The organism is Dysgonomonas massiliensis (assembly GCF_900240225.1).
Taxonomy (GTDB): Bacteria; Bacteroidota; Bacteroidia; order Bacteroidales; family Dysgonomonadaceae; genus Dysgonomonas; species Dysgonomonas massiliensis.
The window spans coordinates 17,430-37,377 of sequence record NZ_OEPV01000012.1 but is presented as its reverse complement, the minus strand read 5'-3'; the positions used below and the strand labels follow the sequence as shown (position 1 = coordinate 37,377).

The following is a 19,948-nucleotide window of genomic DNA, read 5'->3' as shown; positions in this document are numbered from 1 at the left end:
AATGTAGGTTAAATAATAATTTCTTAAGATTATCTTAACAAATCGGTTTGGTTGTGATGTGAAAAATATTATTTTATTTCCTACCTTTGTGCTTCGAATTACAGAAATGAAATAAAAGGGTGTTAAACTAAGAATTATGGCAGATATAAAGTGTATTGGCATCTTGACTTCGGGAGGTGATGCCCCTGGAATGAATGCAGCGATCAGAGCGGTGACACGTGCAGCAATCTATAATGATATTGAAGTTAAAGGTATTATGCGCGGTTACAGAGGACTTATTTTTGATGAAATTGTGCCTTTCAAGACTGACTCGGTGAGTAATATCATTCAGCAAGGTGGTACTGTGTTGAAAACAGCTCGTTGTAAAGAATTTACTACACCTGAAGGACGTAAGATTGCTTACGAAGCCATTCAAAAAGAAGGAATTGATGCATTGATTGTTATTGGTGGAGATGGATCGTTAACCGGAGCACGTATCTTTGCTCAAGAATTTAATTTCCCAGTAATTGGATTACCCGGAACAATAGATAATGACTTGTATGGTACTGACTATACTATCGGATACGATACAGCTCTTAATACTATAATGGATGCAGTGGATAAACTGCGCGATACAGCAAGTTCGCACGAACGTTTGTTTATCATCGAAGTGATGGGGCGTGAATGTGGATTCTTAGCTCTGAATGGTGCAATAGCTACCGGAGCTGAGGCTGCAATTATCCCTGAACGCATGAATGAATCGGATCAGCTGGAAGAATTGATTTCAAACGGTTTCAGAAAAAGTAAGAATAGCAGCTTGGTGTTAGTAACCGAAGGTGATATTACTGGCGGAGCAATGGGAATTGCTGAAAGATTGAAACGCGATTATCCTCAGTTCGAAGCTCGTGTTACGATCTTAGGACATATTCAACGTGGAGGTTCACCTACTGCAAGCGACCGAATATTGGCTAGCCGTATGGGAGCTGCAGCTATAGATGCTCTGAAAGATGATCAGCGTAATGTAATGATCGGCGTTCAGAACGATAAAATCGTATATGTGCCATTTTCGAAAGCGACAAAGAAAAATAAGCCGATTCCGGAAGAATTGACAGGCGTTTTGAGAATGCTTTCAATTTAAGACTAGAAACGTATATAAGATTAAGTATATTAAGAGGATTCATTCTTTGTGAATTCTCTTTTTTCTTTGTTTTTTTATACCTTTGTAATCGCGAAAAATAGAAACTGATAGATGAATAAAGATAAACAACGCTTACTGGACGAACGTTACATGAGGATGGCTCTGATTTGGGCCGAAAATTCGTATTGCAAGCGCCGCCAAGTTGGAGCTCTCATCGTTAAAGATAAAATGATAATCTCGGATGGTTATAACGGAACGCCTTCGGGCTTTGAGAATAACTGCGAAGATGAGAACAATGAAACTAAACCCTATGTTCTCCATGCCGAGGCAAATGCTATTACTAAAGTGGCTTGTTCGCACAATAGTAGTGAAGGAGCTACGCTCTATGTGACTGCTTCGCCTTGCATAGAGTGTGCAAAGCTGATTGTTCAGGCCGGGATAAAGCGAGTTGTTTATAATCAGCAATATCGTCGTACAGACGGTTGCGCATTGCTTGAAAGAGCAAATATAGAAACAGTTTGTATCGAATTCGATTCGGAAGATACAGCTGAATAATTACAAGAATTTATAGATATGTCGATGAAAAAGTCAAGTTTGTGGTTGCCGTTTTGGATTGCAGTTGGTGTAGCAGTCGGGATATTCATTGGTAATAAGTTTATGGTCTTCGATAATTCGTCCGTGCGCAATGTGTTTGGAGGAAAGAATAAAATAGATCAGGTACTTAGTGCAATATCTAAATCGTATGTCGATACAGTTGATGTTGACCGACTTGTTGAAAACGCGATACCGACCATACTTGCCGGATTAGATCCTCACTCATCGTACATAAGTGCCGAGGAAATGGCTTTGACCGGGGAAATGCTTGATGGCCATTTCAGTGGAATCGGAGTTGAGTTTATCATATATGAGGATACGGTCTCTATTGTGAATATTATTCCGGGAGGTCCGTCAGAGGCTGTCGGGATTCGTAAGGGAGATAGAATCGTTTATGTTGAGGACTCTTTGTTTGTTGGTGAGAAATTAACAAACGAGAAAGTATATAATAAATTACGTGGAGCTAACGGAACTCAAGTAAAACTAGGTATAAAACATAAAGAGAAGCAAGATACAACTACTTATGTTGTGACCCGTGCTAACGTTCCGGTTGTGAGTGTTAACTCTGCATACAAATTAGATGATAAAATCGGATATATAAAAGTATCTCAATTTGGAAGTACAACTTACAGCGAGTTTATTGGAGCTATAGCTAAGCTGAAATCAGAGGGTTGTGACGCTTTTATCGTTGATCTTCAGCAAAACGGAGGCGGTTATTTGGGAACTCCGCGTGCAATGGTTAACGAATTTTTGGACGCAGGTCAGCTGATATATTATACAGAAGGACGTATCTATCCGCGAGAAGATGTGTTTGCCGATGGCTTAGGAACATTGAAAAAAGAGCAGATTGTAGTCTTGTTAGACGAAGCCAGTGCTTCGGCCAGTGAGGTGTTTGCCGGTGCTTTACAAGACAATGATAGAGGTTTGATAGTAGGACGCCGCTCGTTTGGCAAAGGGTTGGTACAGCATCCATTTATGTTCAAAGACGGATCGTCTATGCGCTTGACGATAGCGCGTTATCATACTCCATCAGGCAGATGTATTCAAAAGGAATACGAAATGGGGAATGGTGATAATTACAGCCATGATCTAATGAATCGTTATATGCGTGGCGAATTTGATAATCAGGACAGTATTAAATCTGATAATCTTCCGTTATTTCATACGGTTGCCGGACGTCCGGTTTATGGAGATAATGGTATAATGCCTGATGTATTTGTTCCTCGCGATACGATTGGACAGAATTCATATTCGATAAAAATATTTAATTCGGGAGTCTTGCGCGATTTTGCTTTTAGTTATTGCGATAAGAATAGAGAGCTGTTTACCAAATTCAAAACTTGGGAAGAAGCACGTGATTATCTGAATACACAGCCAATTGTTAATGAGTTGGCAAACTATGCGCACTCCAAAGGGATAAATCGTCGTCCGCAGTTGATCTACGAAGCTTATACTTTGTTGAAAGACCAGACGGAAGCTTTGATCCTAAGGAATATATATGGAGATGTGGCTTTCTATCCTGTTATCCAGCGCAATGATGTTTTACTAAAAGAAACAGTAAAGCTGATAAAAGAGGGTAAGGCTAAACCAGAGGCGATAGCAAACAAACTTTATAGTAAAAAATAAAAGAAATATAGAGTGGAGAATATTCAAGAACAGAAAAAGTTGATCCGCAAGCAGATTAAAGAAGCTAAAATGCGGTATACAAGTCTTGAACTTGAAAGACTCTCTTCTGTAATAATGTCTCGACTAGAGACTCATCCAGCTTTTGTGAAAGCTAAACGGATACTCATATACAACAATATGCCCGACGAAGTAGCAACTATGGATTTGGTGCATCGGTGGATGAACGAAAAAGAGTTTTATTTACCCGTGGTTGTTGGCAATGAAATGGTATTCAGACGATATGAAGGTACACAGGCTTTGATAGTGTCTGATTATGGGATTGAAGAACCATTAGGAGCCGATTTTACAGATTTCGATTCTGTGGATTTAATTGTTGTTCCGGGCTTGGCTTTTGATAAGGACGGACATCGATTGGGCCGAGGTAAAGGTTTCTATGACCGATTCTTGCCAAAGGTGTCCAAGGCTGTTAAGATAGGGGTGTGTTTTGATTTTCAGCTAGTAGAATCAGTCCCTTTATCGGCCGAAGATATAGATATGGATATTATTATTTCGGATGTCCATCCTGTGTGATTTAAATAAATTGAATTATAAAAAAAAAGAGTATATTTGCTTGCTTGTAGAAAAAAGCATTTTTTTTAAGATATAAGGATTAATGTCGATAATAATAAAAGAAATACATTCTGCTGACAGAGCTTTGCTTAAAGCTTTTGTTAAGTACCCTATAGATGTTTTATATAAAGATTGTCCGTATTTCGTTCCACCATTGGTTATGGATATGTTGGATACGTTGGATGATAAAAAAAATCCGGCTTTCGAATTTTGCGAGATGCAGTTATTCCTGGCATATCGTGACTCAAAAATAGTTGGGAGAATAGGGGCGATAATTAATCATAAGGCAAACGAAGCTTGGAATGAAAAGACCGGGCGTTTTGGTTTTGTCGATTTTATTGACGACAATGAAGTCGTCGATGCATTATTTGATGCAGCTCAGAAATGGGTGTTGGCTAAAGGAATGAATGCGATTGTCGGGCCGATGGGATTCTGTGATCTAGATCCTCAAGGACTACTTGTAGAAGGATATGACCGGGTGTCAACAATGGCAACAGTATACAGTTATCCGTATTACAAAGAGCAGATCGAGCGCATCGGTTTTGCAAAAGAAGTAGATTGGAAAGAATTCCTGATAAGAGTTCCTGAAGAAACGCCGGAGCGTCATAGGCGCATAGCTAATATGGTATCGCAAAGATATGGCTTGAAGGTACATAAATTTAAGAGCTATGAAGAAATTAAACCTCGTGTACGCGATGTCTTTAATTTATTGAATATTGCATATAAACCACTGTTTGGGTTTTCGGAATTGAGCGAAAAACAAATCGAGCATATAGTGAAAACATATGTGCCTATTCTTAACTGGAATTTGATAACACTTGTCATCAAAGAAGATACAGACGAACTGGTCGGATTCGGTTTAGGTATGCCTAATATGTCGCAGGCTCTTATCAAATCAAGAGGACGACTTTTCCCTACTGGATGGTTCCATCTGTTGAAAAGTTTGAAAGGAAAATCGAATAAACTGGCCGATTTGTTATTGATGGGTATTTCACCCGAATATCAAGGAAAAGGAGTAAACGCGATGGTGTTTAACGACTTTATTCCTTCCACACGGAAATCGGGTTTCGAATTCGTAGAATCGAATCCTGAATTGGAAATGAATAATAAAATGGTGTCTCTTTGGGATGGTTTTGATGCTCAACAGCATAAAACCCGAAGAGCATATAAGAAACAACTAGTATAATACAGAATAAGCACGATAAATAGAAAGACAGAACTATGAGTGAAGATATATTGAATAATAGCATACCCGAAGTAAACTACTCGGACGATGATATTAAAACCCTCGAATGGCAGGAACATATCCGTCGTCGTCCGGGGATGTATATCGGAAAACTAGGTGATGGATCATCGTCTGATGATGGTATTTACGTATTATTGAAAGAAGTATTAGACAACTCGATTGACGAGTATATGATGGGCTTTGGTAAGTCTATCGATATTACGATCGAGGAGGGTAGTGTACGAGTGCGTGACCATGGTCGTGGGGTTCCACTTGGTAAAGTTAAAGACGTTTCGTCGAAAATGAATACCGGAGCAAAATATGACTCGAAAGCTTTTAAAAAGTCAGTAGGGTTGAATGGAGTCGGTATTAAAGCTGTAAATGCATTGTCGACAATGTTTCGTATTCAGAGTTTCCGTGACGGAGAAACTGTGTCTGTGGAATACAGCAAAGCTATTGTTGTTGAAGAAACAAAGAAACAAGCTACGACGGAAGAAAATGGGACGTTGATCGAATTTACTCCTGATAGCTCTATTTTCCAGAATTATGTGTTTAAGGACGAGTATATAGAGGCTTTGATCCGAAATTATACTTATCTGAATACAGGATTACTTATCTATTATAATGGAAAGAAATTCGTTTCGAAAAATGGTCTGGTAGACCTTCTTAACGAAAATCTGACCTCTGAGGCTCTTTATCCTATCATTCACTTCAAAGATACGGATATAGAGGTTGTTTTGACGCATACCAATGAATATGGTGAAGATTATTATTCGTTTGTTAATGGTCAACATACCACTCAAGGAGGAACACACCAATCGGCATTCCGCGAAGCTTTGTCGCGTGTGATAAAAGAACATTACAATAAGAACTTTGATTACTCAGATATTCGTAATGGATTGGTTGCGGCTATCAGTATAAAAGTTGAAGAACCGGTTTTCGAATCGCAGACTAAAACAAAACTAGGCTCGCGCGATATGGGGCCAAATGGTCCTACAGTGCAGAAATTTATTGGCGACTTCTTGAAAAAAGAGCTAGATAACTACTTGCACAAGAATCTGGATACATCGGAAGTGATGTTGAAAAAGATTCTCGAATCGGAAAAAGAACGTAAAGCAATTGCCGGTGTTACGAAATTAGCTCGTGAAAGAGCTAAAAAGGCAAATCTTCATAATAAAAAACTACGTGACTGTCGCCTTCATTATAACGATACGAAAGGTGATAATCTGGAAGATACTTGCATCTTCATTACCGAAGGGGATTCGGCAAGTGGATCGATAACCAAAAGCCGTAACCCGAACTATCAGGCAGTATTTAGTTTGAGGGGTAAGCCATTGAATAGTTTCGGACTTACTAAAAAGATTGTCTACGAAAACGAAGAGTTCAATCTTCTTCAGGCAGCTCTCAACATTGAGGATGGTTTGGAAGGGCTTCGTTATAATAAAATAATTATTGCTACCGATGCCGATACGGATGGTATGCATATTCGTTTGCTGATATTGACATTCTTTCTTCAGTTCTTCCCCGATCTGATCAAAAAGAGACATGTCTATATTCTTCAAACACCGTTATTCCGTGTACGTAATAAAAAAGAGACGCGCTATTGTTATACCGAAGAGGAGCGTTTGGATGCAATTAAATCGTTAGGGACAAATCCGGAAATTACCCGATTCAAAGGGTTGGGAGAGATATCACCTGATGAGTTTGTGCATTTTATAGGGAAAGATATTCGTCTGGATCCTGTGACCATGAAAAAGGAAGACCTTGTAAAAGAAATGCTTAATTTCTATATGGGGAAAAATACGCCCGAACGCCAAGAATTCATTATCGACAATCTGGTTGTTGATATTGAAGAATAACTAGCGAACGATAAAAAATATAGAAGAAAATAAATTTGCATTTATGCTTTAGAAGTATCCGTAAAGCTTAGGTTTCTATGGATATTTTCTTATTTTTGTGTATCAGAATGTAAATTGAAAAGCACGAAATCAATTAATTATTAAATAAAAAGTATCATTATGTTTAAAAATCATCCAAAAGGATTGTTAGCCGCCTCATTAGCCAATATGGGAGAGCGCTTTGGTTTCTATGTGATGATGGCTATTCTATCGTTATTTCTTATGGCCAAATTTGGTCTGGAAGAGACGACGGCTAGCGTCATCTATGGAACATTCTATTTTTGTATTTATGCTTTGGCTTTAGTCGGAGGACTTATTGCCGACAAAACTAAGCAGTATAAAAATACAATTGCAACTGGTATCGTTTTAATGGCTTTAGGTTATGCTATTATAGCTATTCCGACAGATACGCCGGTTAGCAATATGAAGCTAATGTTAGGTTTAACTTGCTTCGGATTGTTTGTAATTTCTTTCGGTAATGGATTGTTTAAAGGAAACTTACAAGCATTGGTTGGACAAATGTATGATAATGAGCAGTATGGCAAAATGCGTGATACTGGTTTCTCTTTGTTCTATATGTTTATCAATGTTGGAGCTATTTTTGCTCCAATTTGTGCTGTAGCAGTTAGAAACTGGTGGGTTAATCTGAAAGGATTCAATTATAATGGTGACCTTCCTGCATTATGTCATAGATATTTAGAAGGAAATTTGACTGGTGATGCTGCTACTCGTTTCAACGAATTGGCTCAAAGTGTAAGCCAAGCAGGACCGGTAACAGATCTTACAGTTTTTGCAAATGAGTATCTAAATGTGTTTAACACTGGATTCCACTATGCATTCGCTGTAGCTATTATAGCAATGGCTATTTCGTTTGTTGTTTTCATGGTAAATAAAAAAGGTTTCCCTGATCCGGCAAATAAAGTAGTAAATGGTGCAGAAGCAGCAAAAGTTGTTGAGATGGATGCAAAAGAAATTAAACAACGTCTATATGCATTGTTTGCAGTATTTGCAGTTGTTATTTTCTTTTGGTTCTCATTCCACCAAAATGGTCTAACGTTGACATTCTTTGCTCAGCGATATACTCTTCTTAAAATAGGACCATGGGAAATTACCCCAGAGTTATTCCAGTCTCTAAATCCATTCTTTGTAGTATTCTTGACTCCAATTGTTATATCTGTTTTCGGATGGTTGCGAGCTAGAGGTAAAGAGCCTTCGGCACCACGTAAGATTGCAATTGGTATGGGTATTGCAGCATTAGCTTATGTTGTGATGAGTATTGGATCAGTTGGTGTTCCATCGTATAATGAAGTAGAAGCAATGGGTGGTCTTCCAGATGCTCAACGTGTAACCCCTTTCTTATTGATAGGTACATACTTAATATTAACTATTGCAGAGTTGTTTATCAGCCCATTAGGTTTATCTTTTGTGTCTAAAGTATCTCCTCCACAATATCAAGGTGTTATGCAAGGTTGTTGGTTAGGTGCAACTGCATTAGGTAACCAATTATTGTTTATTGGAGCAATATTCTATAAGAGCATTCCTATCTGGGCAACATGGTGTGTTTTCGTTGTAGCTTGTCTTGTATCGATGGTTGCAATGTTGGCGATGTTGAAATGGTTGGAAAGAATTACTAAATAAAATTTAGAGTCACTTTATAATAATAAACCCCGATTGGATTATCCAATCGGGGTTTATTTATTCCGTGAAACTTTATCTATATTATTTTATGATGTACTCTAAGTGTAGAGTTCTCAAAAGCGATCTATATAGAAAAGCATATAAAGTTGTACACATGTGTTACTTTTTAACAAATGAGTACTTCTGATAACTTATTCTTTTTCGCCGTAAGCAAGGTCTCCTGCATCGCCTAGTCCCGGAACGATATATGCGTGTTCATCCAATTCAGGGTCAATTGCAGCTGCCCATATAGTTGTTTCAGCATCAGGGAACATCTTAACACAATAGTCGATTGCTTGTTGGCTTGAGATAACTGTTGCTATGTGTATATGTTTAGGCTTTCCTTTTGTTAGCATGGCGTTGTACGAAAGATACATGCTACCACCTGTTGCAAGCATAGGATCTGCTAAAATTAATACCTTGTCATCAATTCTCGGAGAAGCAAGGTATTCGATATGAATATTAAAACTTTCGTGGTTTTCTTTATATTTGCGATATGCAGAAATGAAAGCGTTTTCGGCTTTATCGAAATAGTTAAGGAATCCATGATGGAAAACTAGACCGGCTCTCAGGATAGTACCAATTACAATATTATCAGTATGTACGTTAGTTGCTGATATTCCAAGAGGTGTTTGTGTTTCTATTCTTTGATACTCCAGTGTTTTACTGATTTCGTAAGCCATTATTTCACCGATGCGCTCTACGTTACGGCGAAAACGAAGGCTGTCTTTTTGAATTTCAACGTCTCTCAATTCACTCACAAACTTATTGAGCAGACTGTTCTTCTCTGATAGATTGATTACTTTCATTTCGTTTTATTATCTTATGTCTATATATGATTGTTTATTGTTCCAAAACTCCCATGCAGCTAGAGCCTGCAGTACAAGCATTTCGTAGCCATTCTTGGTCGTAGCACCTTGTTCCTTGCCTAGTCTGAGAAATTTAGTCTCTTCAGGATTATATACAAGGTCGAACAATAGATGGTTCTTGTTAATATATTGGTACGGAATAGCTGGAGCATTATCTATATCAGGGAATGTACCTAGCGGGGTACAATTGATTATCAGGGTATAGTCGTCCATAATGTCTTTTGTAAGATCGGTGTACGTTATAGAATTCTTAGAAGAACTACGTGATACGTACTGATGTGTAATATTTAATTCTTCAAGAGCCTTACAGATAGCTTTGGATGCCCCTCCTGTTCCTAGTATTAGTGCTTTACGGTGTATATCCGGCTTGATTAGTGGTCTGATTGACTCACGGAAACCGATGATATCCGAATTGTAGCCAATGAGTTTAATTTGAGTGCCGATTCTTTCAATTTTGACGACGTTAACGGCTCCGATAGCTTTAGCTTCAGGCGTGAGTTGATCAAGGAATTGAATGATTTGTTCTTTATAGGGAATTGTTACGTTAAACCCTTTGAGATCGGGAGTTTCCTGAATAATTTGGAGAATGTCTTTTATGTCAGGAATATCGTAATTATTATAAATAGCTTTGGTTTGCTCCTTTTCGAATTTGTCAAAAAAAAAGCGTTGCGAAAAAGAATGTTTAAGCGGATGACCAATTAGTCCGTATTTATCCATACTTGTTGCTATTATAATCTGGACAAAGATAGAGACTCTAAAATATTTAAACAACAAAGCTGTTACTTTTTTTCGCTGATTATTCGAATGAACTTTAGATTCTCGATATAATGGCTTATTTTTGTTCAACTTATTATAAAATATTATTCTATATGTTGACTGTAACAGTTGAAGAGCGTGACCTGATTGATAAAATAATATCGAATAATCAGGTTTGTATGGTAGGAATGATCGATGTAGATGGTTTACCTTATGTCATTCCTATGAATTTCGGATATGCTGATGATACTTTTTATCTTCATTCAGCTCCGGTAGGGCGTAGCGTCGAGTCTTTGAAATTGAATCCGCAAGTCTGTATAACATTGTGTTCTGATACTAAACTCGTATATCAGAATGAGGAAGTGGCATGCAGCTACAGGATGAAAGCCAGTAGTGTCATTTGTAGAGGCAAAGTTGAGTTCGTAGACGATTTTGATGAAAAGGTTCAGGTCTTGAATATAATAATGAAGCAATATAGTGATCGAGAATTTAAATACTCTAATCCGGCTGTCGTAAATGTTCTTGTTTGGAAAGTAGAAATCGATAGTATTTCGACTAAAGTTTTTGGAGTTCCGCATCCATACTCAAGAAATTATAAAGATGGGAGTCTTTTTTAACTGGCAGATAATAAATGTTTTGAGATTTTTATTGAAAAAATATTGAAAAAAACTCTCGAAAAGCTTGCTGGAAAAAGAAAACGTGCTTATCTTTGCAACGCATTTAAGCAATGGCTTCGTAGCTCAACTGAATAGAGCATCTGACTACGGATCAGAAGGTTACAGGTTTGAATCCTGTCGAGGTCACTCCAAAAGCACTTATAACGATGGTTGTAAGTGCTTTTTTTATGTTTATATTGGTGAAAATGGTTAGAACTGTAAAACAAACTGTAAACCAGAAATTACAATGAGTGCTACAGTTAATGTGTTGTTTTACAAGTCGAAAAGTTCATTTGATGAAATGGCCATTTTTTATCTATATTTTTTGTCATTAATCGGGAGAGTCCTAAATAATGATTTTCTTCATTTAAATTTATATTTTAAACTGATTATTTCTCAGATAAATCATCTTTTTCTGAAAAATTGATATCTGGTCTCACACTTGCAGCCACGCTAAGTTCGCCTTCTAAAACTTTGATAACAGCATTTTTAATGTCTTCATAAGTTGAATCGTCTGTAAATCCCAAACCATAGTTTATATGCATATTATCTTTGTTTGCGCAGAGTATATACTTAGCCTCTCCAAATGCTACCGCTGCTGGTGAATATTCTGTTTGTATTCTATATTCGATATTATTATCTTTATCTAAAATATAGAATAAAATCTTATTGTAGATTCTATCCTTGTGACCATCTTCATATCTTTCAAAAGCCTTGATTGTAATATTATCGACTTTAAACTGGTCTATACAGAACATGTCGGATAGATTTTCATCTTTTATTAGATCTTTTTTGTGAGCATCATATAATACTGCTTTTAGAGGCTGTATTTTATCATATTCTTTCATCTGATTATATGCTTGAATCAATTTAGCATATGTGTGATAATCTGTTGGATCAATTTCTATCAGTGAGAGATAAGAAGATTCTGCCTTTTTGTAATTACCTTTCTGTTGTTCAGCTAAACCGATATTAAATAAGATAGTTGTATATTCTTCATACAGACCTGAACTATTCTCTTTTCCTTTATAATAATACTCCAATGCAAGATCATCTTTGTCCATATCGTTATATAGTTGAGCAATCATTATATATGGCAATGGGTTCTCTTTCTCATTTTCAATCGCTTTATGATAAGCCTCTATAGATAAATCAGCTTTATGTAGATGATAATATGCAAATCCCAGATTTCGGTAAGATTTCGCCAATTTAGCACTATCGGATTCCAAATTAATTGCTTTTTGCAACATAGGAATTGCATTGTCTAGTTCATTCATATAACAATATGTAGACCCTTTAATGTAGTGAGGTGCTGCCTTCATCGAGTCTTTAGCTATTGCTAAGTCCATTGCTTTCAGACAATTTTCATCATCACTTAACATGTAGTAAGATAATCCAATATTATATAGGGTCTGGTAGGAATAATCAGGGCTGATATTGCTGAATTTATCAATAACAGCCTGATATTGTTCTAATGCAACTAAGGCTTCTGTTTCTGCTTCTATTTCACTCTGTGCGTACATATCAAAAACGCAGAATGTAAGAATAAGTGTGAATAGGTATTTTTTCATGATATCTTATATTGTAGTTATTTTATTAAAAATGAAATTGCATGAACTTATATATCTCCTGCATTTCTTTTGTCATACTATGATTAATCTTATTTCGGAGTATTCTTCTGGAGCTAATATTACTTCTTTTAAGAAAATCTTTGTAAGATTCTGATTTTAATATCCACCAACTAAGCCACATCTTTTTTGCTGTTTCTGCAGAAAAAATATACAACTTATTACCGTCAACTGTGTAAAATAGGTTATCTCTCTTTATAAAGTACTCTAGAGGCATTGGATCTAGTAACATATCAATATTGAGATAAAACTCACTTTCGCCAGATGCATGAACGATTCTATTTGATAATCTTGAAGTTATATTGCCATTAAGTAAAAGTCTACAATGAAAATCATAAGCATGAAGATTGTCTTCTATAAAGATTTGATCATGATATTTTTCTTTAAAAGAAGAAAATACTAACTCATAAAACTCTTTTTCCGAATATCCATTCGCCTTTCTTTTTTCTCGAATATAATATCTCAACATATCTTCTGTGAGATTTATATTGATAGGTAACTCTAGATGAGAAAAACAGAAATAATTTTGGAAGGCACTCGATATTGTCCACAAATCATTCTCTGATTTTTCTAGTATGTCCATAAGTGTCGGTATATCAGAAAACCAAGCATCTCGTACAAGCAAATCCATAATTAGAGGTTGCAAATAATTCTGTTCAAGGTGAGCTTGCTCTTCTAAAAGATGGAATAATGCTTTTCGAGCTTTTAGATTGTTAAACTCTTCGTAAGTCCTCCCTTGAACCTTACAATCAATACCTATCAGATGAATTGTATATATAGCTGCAATTTTAGCATCTTCTTCTCTAATCGTATCTATGAAGCTCATTAAAGGGTCGATAGCTTCTTCTCCATGCAATGCTATTGAATACATTAAGTCATTATAGCCAATCCAATAAGCTTTCCCAGTCTCGTACAATTCATAATTATGTTCTAATGAATTGATTAGATCAAGAATTGGACTTATGGTATCTAAATTCATTTCGTTGAAATGAATTCCTATTGAACTAATCTCTTCTGTTGGTTTTATCTTTACCTCTACTCGATTCTCCTTATTAGAACACGCTGAAAAAAGGATAAGAATAAGAACCGAAGTAATAAATATATGTTTTGATATACTCATCTGTAATATTGTTCAAGTCTGGTTAAATAATCCTTAGTTGCAGAATCTGGAGCTTGATATATAGACGCTTCCAATACACTAAGGATTAGTTTTTCATGATTTTCAGTAGTTGCATTACTTAGATCAATATCAATTATTTTGTTATTCTTTTTTACGAAAAGTATATTCGTGAATATTCCATCATTAGCATCAATTCTTCTATCTGATAGATCATCATCAATAAAAGGAATTGTGTTAATATATTCATAACTGGAATCATTCAACTGAACAAGAAAGCTACTTGGAGCTATTGTCTTTATAATAGTATCTGGAAAATTCTTGAAATTTAAATATTCTTTCTGTCCAATTCTTTTAAAAAGAATCGTAGAGTCATTCATGTCTAATGTTATCATAGAACGTGTCATAAATGCAGGGAAAAATTGAATCTGTATTTGTTTAAATTCTGACTCATACTTTAGGTCACTTTGTTGTGAACAGGCTGAAATCAATAGTATTATTATGGTAAGGTACACATATTTCATGATATCTGGTTTAGGATTTCTTTATAGATTCGCTAGGATATAGATTTCCATAATAAACATACGAAAATTTCACGAGTAATTTAGCTAAGCATTCCGTTAGTTATGGATTTTCTGGCAGAACGGCTTATGATAAGCACAATCTGGTACGTACGCATGTTCAGTATAAATTATTACAATCCATCGAAGAGAATTTTCATAAAATGGAAAGTATTATAAAAGAATTAGTATAACAACTACCAAATTATCAAATGATAATCTATTTATTACTTTCAGTATTTGTGTATAGCCATGTTATTAAAAGAATGGACTGTCTTAAGTTTCATACTATGAAGTAATATAAGAAGTCCTTATTCCCGAAAAATATTTCTTGGAATAAGGACTTCAGTAGATTTCAAAATATTATTTATTCTATTACTGCAACAAAGCCACCTCTTGGTAAACAGTTAATCTCAATATTTGAACCTTTATCTGCTAGAGCGATCTCTTTATCGATCGAGAAACTTCTATCATTTTCGCCATCTTTGAAAATAGTAATCTTTTTTCCTTGCGAATCTAATTGATCTAATACAAGATTAAGTACTTTAGGCTCATTTGTTCCGTTTACTCCAGCTACATACCATTTGTCTCCTTTGCGACGAGCTAATACTATATCTTGACCTGGATAACCAGCTAGAAGTTTAGTGTCATCCCATGTTGTAGGTATATGCATCAAAAATTCTTTTACTGGCTGAGGTAGAGAACGATAAGAAGAAGGACGATCTGGCATATGTTGTACTGCAGATTCGAATAGAACATAGAGCGCCAACTCGTGTCCATGAGAGGTAATATGCGGATGCTGCGAATCTGTGAATGTCCCTGGAGTGTAATCCATTGGGCCAATAACATTTCTGGTAAAAGGAATAGTTGCGTTGTGTGCAGCTGCCTTCTCTGTCAATATTGGACGATTGTTATACCACTCAGATCCATATACAGCTTCTACTGTTACCATGTGCGGATATGTTCTTTGCCATCCACGAGGGATAGTTGCCCCATGAAAATTGATCAATAATTTATGATCTATCGCATCATCTAGTAGATCTATATAATAGTTTATCATATCAGATTTGTCTTCAGCAAAGAAGTCAATTTTTATCCCCGATATTCCCATTTCAGTTAACTTAGCATACTCAGCTACTCTGTCTTCTCTTTTGTTCAGACGATCAAGTGGTTCTGGAGCACCCGGACCTATCCAATTTGTTCCTGAGTTATACCACAAGAGTGTCTTTATATTTTTCTTTGCAGCATAGTCTATAGCATCCTGAACATTACCTCCATTAGACATCACATCCCATTCCCAGTCAATAAGATTGTATTCCCATCCCATTTCTGCAGCCAGATCAATGTAGTCTTTAACTATCTGGTAGTCTTTAGATCCATGATTATGAGCCCAATATATCCAAGAAGCTTTGCCTGGAACTATCCAATCTGTATTAGTTACTTTGCTCGGAGCAGATGCATCTGTGACAAGAGTAGATTCTACCACATCCGCTAATGAACCAATGATAAGCAGACGCCAACTAGAAGTCCATTCTCCTTGAAACTCGACTTTTTCCTCAGTTGCACATACCTGATATACATTCATATCATTCACATTAGATAGTCTGGTAGCGCTATGTCCTTTCTTAATATCAGCCTCTGTAATCAGTACAAATAGTGAATCTGTAGGTTCTACTAGTGCAGGATAGCCCCAAAGATGAGGATTCTTTCCTTCAGATTCCCCATTGGTTGCCAAAGGATAAAAGTTTTCATAGTCGATAGTATATTTTTGTATCCATCTGTTTGTTCCCTCAGGTATCAAATAGCTGGTTAATTCCTCTGTGATATATTCTTTCTTTCCATCTAATGATGCAATAGAATAATTAAGTGCTAAACCATCATTGTAAGCTCTGAATGTGATAGCGACAGTCTGTTGATCTTTGTTTTCGAATCTGAACACTCTTTCTGTTGCCTCATTTGTACAGTGACTTCGTTTGCCTGTAACCATCATATAATCTTCGTCTATCTTCCTACTTTCGGAAGCTGATATCAGTTTTAGGTTACTTCCTAAATCTTGTGCATCAGTTTTTAGTCCCAAGTCTATTTGAGAGAATACGGTTTTTGCAACTCCGTCTTCGAGGTATTCTACTGTACAATATATTTGTCCATAGCCTTGCTCATCTACATTCTTGGACTCTACATTTACTGTGATTTTTCCATTAGGCGAAGTTATCTTTTTAGTATCCTTGGCGCATGACGCCCAAAGGAATATTAGAGATAAAGCCAAAAACATTAATCTAAAATTTCTCATGATAATAACATCTCTTCATTAAATTTATATTTAATAATTTATTTTTGTTTTTTTCTGAAAATCGATCTTAGATAATATTTTGCTTGCTTCAAATATAACTCGTTGTAGTATACTATAAATAACGAGCGACAGTCTTCCTAATTTACCTTAAAAACTCTAAATATTTTCTTCTCAATAATTTGTGAAAAGAGATTCAATGCTCATATATAGTAGGAAAAAAAATAGTATCCTTCTCATGATTAAAATATAGATTTTCAGTAATGTAAAGGTAAAGTCTCTAATGTTAATGTTTCTAATAATCCACTCTTAAAATTAACGCAAACCTTTGCGTATAGTTTTAACATGTTTGAATATTTGCCTGAAAAATAATTAAATACTTTTGATGCAAATCTGAATTATACCGTAATCACATAAACTGAAGAAAGTGGAGTATAGAGAAATAGGTCATACTGGGATGAAAGTCTCAAATTTAAGCTTTGGTGCTTCATCATTAGGAGGAGTTTTCCATTCTATTAAAGAGGAAGATGGAATTGAAGCAGTATATACTGCAGTTGATAATGGAATTAACTTTATTGACGTTTCCCCTTACTATGGATACCTCAAGGCAGAGATAGTATTGGGCAAGGCTTTGAAGCATATTGACCGAAATAAATATTATCTTTCAACGAAAGTGGGACGTTATGGCAAGGATGGTAAAAACTATTGGGATTATTCAGCTGAAAAAACGAGAGAAAGTGTTTATGAAAGTTTGGATAGACTTAATGTCGCTTATTTAGATATTATAAATGTTCATGATGTCGAGTTTGCCGACCTAGATCTTTTATGTAAAGAAACAATACCTGCATTGGTAGAATTAAAGGAAAAAGGAATTGCAAAGTATGTAGGAATTACTAATCTAACATTGAAACATTTTAAATATATAATTGATAATGTACCTGCCGGAACAATTGATTCTGTACTTTCATTTTGCCATTATTGCTTAAGTGATGATGCATTGGTCGATTATCTGGATTATTTCGAAAAACACAAGATTGGAGTGATAAATGCATCTCCATTTTCGATGGGATTATTGACCGAAAGAGGTGCACCCGACTGGCATCCAGCTCCGAAACCATTACAACAGTTATGCCGAAAGGCTGCAGAGCATTGCAAATCGAAAGGTAAGTCTATAGAACAGCTTGCTATAAAATATTCGATATCAAATCCTCGAATAGCAACAACACTTTTTAGCTCTTCGCGTCCGGCTGCAGTATTGCAGAACATAAAATGGGCTGAAGAACCGCTTGATGAGGAATTGTTGGCAGAGGTTTTTGATATTTTGAAATCGAGACATCGAGATACTTGGTTAAATAGTTAAATTGAATTGCTAATGAAAGCTATTGTAATATCAAAGGAAGGGCACGTTGAGGTTGTAGAAAGAAAAATGCCCGAATTGTTGCCTGATGAAGTTCTGGTAAAGATAAAATTTGTTGGCTTTTGCGGTTCTGATCTGAATACATTTCTCGGTAAAAATCCGATGGTACAACTACCAGTAATTCCTGGACACGAGATAGGAGCCGTCGTAGAAACGGTAGGAGCAAATGTTCCGAATACAATAAAAGCAGGAATGGCATGTACTGTTAATCCGTATACAAATTGTGGTTATTGCCCTTCGTGTAGAAATGGACGGCCAAATGCCTGCCAGTTCAACCAAACATTTGGAGTTCAACGTGATGGAGCAATGTGTGAATATATAGCTGTGCCATGGCAAAAAGTTATTATAGACAATGACTTGACATCAAGAGACTTTGCAATGGTAGAACCTATGAGCGTAGGCTTCCATGCCGTAAGCAGAGCTCAGATAACTGATCTTGATATAGTATTGGTAATAGGCTGTGGTATGATTGGTTTAGGAGCACTAGTACGCGCTTCTTTGCGTGGAGCAACTGTCATCGCGATGGATATGGATGATAGCAAACTGGAATTGGCGGCAGAACTTGGCGCATCATATACAATCAACTCAAAAACAGAAGATGTACATGCTCGTTTACAAGAAATAACCAACGGAATGGGCCCTGATGTAGTTGTGGAAGCCGTTGGAGCCCCTATAACGTATCAAACAGCCATTAATGAAGTCGCATTTACAGGACGTGTTGTCTGTATAGGATATGCAAAGACAGAAATAGCTTTCGAAACAAAATATTTCGTACAAAAAGAGCTGGATATAAGAGGTTCGCGTAATGCTATGCCTGAAGATTTCAGGGCCGTAATTAGTTATCTGAAACGAAAAACATGTCCTATTGATAAGCTAATAAGCGGGATATACAAACCAGAGTTTGCTCAGCAAGCTTTAGAGAATTGGGCTAAAGAACCTGGTAAAGTTTTTAGAATCTTGATCGAATTTTAAAAAGAAAGAACCATGAATTACAAAATAGTTGATGCGCATGCGCACTTGTGGCTTCATCAAGACACAGAAGTGAATGGCCATAAAATCAAGACTCTAGAAAATGGGAAGTCTTTGTTTATGGGAGAAGTGCGTCAAATGGTTCCACCTTTTATTATTGACGGTAAAAATACAGCCGAGATATTTCTGTCGAATATGGATTATGCACAAGTATCTGCTGCAATTATTACCCAAGAATATATTGATGGAATTCAGAATGATTATTTATGGGAGGTACAAAATAAATACCCTGATCGTTTTCTATGCTGTGGGATGTTTGACATAAGAGAAAATAATTATTTAGATCATGCAGAAAAAATAATCGATCAGGGTTTTAAAGCAATAAAAATACCAGCTCAGCGTTTCTTTTTGCCGGAAGGGCGAGTATATTTGACAGATGACAAAATGATGCAGATCTTCAAGTCGATGGAAAAGAATAATCTGATTCTGTCGATAGATTTGGCTGATGGTAACGAGCAAGTAGCTGAAATGAAAGAAGTGATACAGGAGTGTCCTAAACTACGAATAGCTATAGGCCATTTTGCGATGGTTACACGTCCTAATTGGCAAGAACAATTGAGGTTGGCTCTTTATGAAAATGTTATGATTGAGTCAGGAGGGATTACATGGCTATTCAATGATGAATTTTATCCTTTCAAGGGGGCTGTATGGGCAATAAAAGAAGCTGCTTCTCTTGTTGGTATAGAGAAACTGATGTGGGGTTCGGATTACCCACGTACGATAACAGCCATAACTTATCGTATGTCATACGATTTTGTAGTCAAATCAAATTTGTTGACTGAAAACGAAAAGAGATTATTTTTGGGCGAAAATGCTAAATGTTTTTACAAACTAGAAAATCTAATAGATTTACCTTATATAAAAAACATGTCTGAATAAAATA

General features: G+C 36.2%; 17 protein-coding genes and 1 tRNA gene. 12 read left to right on the top strand and 6 right to left on the bottom strand.

Annotation, left to right across the window (positions count from 1 at the left end):
* The first annotated feature begins 136 nt into the window (after positions 1–136).
* The 7 genes from pfkA (at position 137) to C1A06_RS12340 (ending at position 8,707) form a co-directional block, all read left to right on the top strand.
* Positions 137–1,117 carry a 6-phosphofructokinase gene (gene pfkA / locus C1A06_RS12370; RefSeq protein WP_101690527.1) on the top strand — a complete coding sequence of 327 codons (981 nt, stop codon included), beginning with the start codon at positions 137–139 and terminating at the stop codon, positions 1,115–1,117.
* A gap of 111 nt (positions 1,118–1,228) precedes the next feature.
* Positions 1,229–1,672, top strand: a complete 444-nt coding sequence (locus tag C1A06_RS12365) for a dCMP deaminase family protein (RefSeq protein WP_101690526.1) — start codon at positions 1,229–1,231, stop codon at positions 1,670–1,672.
* Positions 1,673–1,696: 24 nt separating this feature from the next.
* The gene (locus tag C1A06_RS12360) at positions 1,697–3,337 is read left to right on the top strand and encodes a S41 family peptidase (RefSeq protein ID WP_245872070.1); all 1,641 of its coding nucleotides are present in this window, start codon (positions 1,697–1,699) and stop codon (positions 3,335–3,337) included.
* A 12-nt stretch (positions 3,338–3,349) separates the two neighbouring features.
* Positions 3,350–3,907, top strand: a complete 558-nt coding sequence (locus C1A06_RS12355; protein WP_245872069.1) for a 5-formyltetrahydrofolate cyclo-ligase — start codon at positions 3,350–3,352, stop codon at positions 3,905–3,907.
* A gap of 82 nt (positions 3,908–3,989) precedes the next feature.
* Positions 3,990–5,132, top strand: coding sequence for a hypothetical protein (locus C1A06_RS12350; protein ID WP_101690524.1), 1,143 nt, complete (start codon positions 3,990–3,992; stop codon positions 5,130–5,132).
* A gap of 35 nt (positions 5,133–5,167) precedes the next feature.
* Complete coding sequence (locus C1A06_RS12345) at positions 5,168–7,030, top strand: DNA topoisomerase IV subunit B (RefSeq protein WP_101690523.1); 1,863 nt, start codon at positions 5,168–5,170, stop codon at positions 7,028–7,030.
* A gap of 159 nt (positions 7,031–7,189) precedes the next feature.
* Positions 7,190–8,707, top strand: a complete 1,518-nt coding sequence (locus C1A06_RS12340) for a peptide MFS transporter (RefSeq protein ID WP_101690522.1) — start codon at positions 7,190–7,192, stop codon at positions 8,705–8,707.
* Positions 8,708–8,898: 191 nt separating this feature from the next.
* Here the strand turns inward: C1A06_RS12340 and upp are convergent, their stop codons facing one another.
* Complete coding sequence (upp, locus tag C1A06_RS12335; protein ID WP_101690521.1) at positions 8,899–9,555, bottom strand: uracil phosphoribosyltransferase; 657 nt, start codon at positions 9,553–9,555, stop codon at positions 8,899–8,901.
* Between the two features lie 9 nt (positions 9,556–9,564).
* The gene (locus tag C1A06_RS12330) at positions 9,565–10,332 is read right to left on the bottom strand and encodes a shikimate dehydrogenase family protein (RefSeq protein ID WP_101690520.1); all 768 of its coding nucleotides are present in this window, start codon (positions 10,330–10,332) and stop codon (positions 9,565–9,567) included.
* A 152-nt stretch (positions 10,333–10,484) separates the two neighbouring features.
* Here C1A06_RS12330 and C1A06_RS12325 point away from each other — a divergent pair, with 152 nt between their 5' ends.
* Together C1A06_RS12325 and C1A06_RS12320 are read left to right on the top strand one after the other, a co-directional pair.
* Positions 10,485–10,988, top strand: a complete 504-nt coding sequence (locus C1A06_RS12325) for a pyridoxamine 5'-phosphate oxidase family protein (protein ID WP_101690519.1) — start codon at positions 10,485–10,487, stop codon at positions 10,986–10,988.
* A 112-nt stretch (positions 10,989–11,100) separates the two neighbouring features.
* Positions 11,101–11,174: transfer RNA gene (locus tag C1A06_RS12320), tRNA-Arg, on the top strand.
* A gap of 242 nt (positions 11,175–11,416) precedes the next feature.
* Here C1A06_RS12320 and C1A06_RS12315 read toward each other — a convergent pair.
* The 4 genes from C1A06_RS12315 to C1A06_RS12300 form a co-directional block, all read right to left on the bottom strand.
* The gene (locus tag C1A06_RS12315; protein ID WP_101690518.1) at positions 11,417–12,598 is read right to left on the bottom strand and encodes a tetratricopeptide repeat protein; all 1,182 of its coding nucleotides are present in this window, start codon (positions 12,596–12,598) and stop codon (positions 11,417–11,419) included.
* Positions 12,599–12,623: 25 nt separating this feature from the next.
* Complete coding sequence (locus tag C1A06_RS12310) at positions 12,624–13,775, bottom strand: hypothetical protein (protein WP_101690517.1); 1,152 nt, start codon at positions 13,773–13,775, stop codon at positions 12,624–12,626.
* Positions 13,772–14,167: a hypothetical protein gene (locus C1A06_RS12305; RefSeq protein WP_145996405.1), complete on the bottom strand. Its 396-nt coding sequence runs from the start codon at positions 14,165–14,167 to the stop codon at positions 13,772–13,774. The genes C1A06_RS12310 and C1A06_RS12305 overlap by 4 nt, the downstream gene beginning before the upstream one ends.
* A gap of 532 nt (positions 14,168–14,699) precedes the next feature.
* Positions 14,700–16,622, bottom strand: coding sequence for a glycoside hydrolase family 97 protein (locus C1A06_RS12300; protein ID WP_245872068.1), 1,923 nt, complete (start codon positions 16,620–16,622; stop codon positions 14,700–14,702).
* Positions 16,623–17,046: 424 nt separating this feature from the next.
* Between C1A06_RS12300 and C1A06_RS12295 the strand changes: the two genes are divergently transcribed.
* Genes C1A06_RS12295 through C1A06_RS12285 form a run of 3 tightly spaced genes read left to right on the top strand, consistent with a single transcriptional unit; the run spans position 17,047 to position 19,944 of the window.
* Positions 17,047–17,979: an aldo/keto reductase gene (locus tag C1A06_RS12295; RefSeq protein ID WP_101690514.1), complete on the top strand. Its 933-nt coding sequence runs from the start codon at positions 17,047–17,049 to the stop codon at positions 17,977–17,979.
* A gap of 12 nt (positions 17,980–17,991) precedes the next feature.
* Complete coding sequence (locus tag C1A06_RS12290; RefSeq protein ID WP_101690513.1) at positions 17,992–19,008, top strand: zinc-binding alcohol dehydrogenase family protein; 1,017 nt, start codon at positions 17,992–17,994, stop codon at positions 19,006–19,008.
* 12 nt (positions 19,009–19,020) lie between these two features.
* A complete protein-coding gene (locus C1A06_RS12285) occupies positions 19,021–19,944 on the top strand; it encodes an amidohydrolase family protein (protein ID WP_101690512.1) in 924 nt (307 codons plus the stop codon).
* The last annotated feature ends 4 nt before the right edge of the window (positions 19,945–19,948 follow it).

Bases quoted from the DNA above. Each gene is read 5' to 3' on its own strand.
- pfkA (WP_101690527.1), top strand. From the start codon at position 137: ATGGCAGATATAAAGTGTATTGGCATCTTGACTTCGGGAGGTGATGCC.
- C1A06_RS12365 (WP_101690526.1), top strand. From the start codon at position 1,229: ATGAATAAAGATAAACAACGCTTACTGGACGAACGTTACATGAGGATG.
- C1A06_RS12360 (WP_245872070.1), top strand. From the start codon at position 1,697: ATGAAAAAGTCAAGTTTGTGGTTGCCGTTTTGGATTGCAGTTGGTGTA.
- C1A06_RS12350 (WP_101690524.1), top strand. From the start codon at position 3,990: ATGTCGATAATAATAAAAGAAATACATTCTGCTGACAGAGCTTTGCTT.
- C1A06_RS12345 (WP_101690523.1), top strand. From the start codon at position 5,168: ATGAGTGAAGATATATTGAATAATAGCATACCCGAAGTAAACTACTCG.
- C1A06_RS12340 (WP_101690522.1), top strand. From the start codon at position 7,190: ATGTTTAAAAATCATCCAAAAGGATTGTTAGCCGCCTCATTAGCCAAT.
- upp (WP_101690521.1), bottom strand. From the start codon at position 9,555: ATGAAAGTAATCAATCTATCAGAGAAGAACAGTCTGCTCAATAAGTTT.
- C1A06_RS12330 (WP_101690520.1), bottom strand. From the start codon at position 10,332: ATGGATAAATACGGACTAATTGGTCATCCGCTTAAACATTCTTTTTCG.
- C1A06_RS12325 (WP_101690519.1), top strand. From the start codon at position 10,485: ATGTTGACTGTAACAGTTGAAGAGCGTGACCTGATTGATAAAATAATA.
- C1A06_RS12315 (WP_101690518.1), bottom strand. From the start codon at position 12,598: ATGAAAAAATACCTATTCACACTTATTCTTACATTCTGCGTTTTTGAT.
- C1A06_RS12310 (WP_101690517.1), bottom strand. From the start codon at position 13,775: ATGAGTATATCAAAACATATATTTATTACTTCGGTTCTTATTCTTATC.
- C1A06_RS12305 (WP_145996405.1), bottom strand. From the start codon at position 14,167: ATGATAACATTAGACATGAATGACTCTACGATTCTTTTTAAAAGAATT.
- C1A06_RS12300 (WP_245872068.1), bottom strand. From the start codon at position 16,622: ATGAGAAATTTTAGATTAATGTTTTTGGCTTTATCTCTAATATTCCTT.
- C1A06_RS12290 (WP_101690513.1), top strand. From the start codon at position 17,992: ATGAAAGCTATTGTAATATCAAAGGAAGGGCACGTTGAGGTTGTAGAA.
- C1A06_RS12285 (WP_101690512.1), top strand. From the start codon at position 19,021: ATGAATTACAAAATAGTTGATGCGCATGCGCACTTGTGGCTTCATCAA.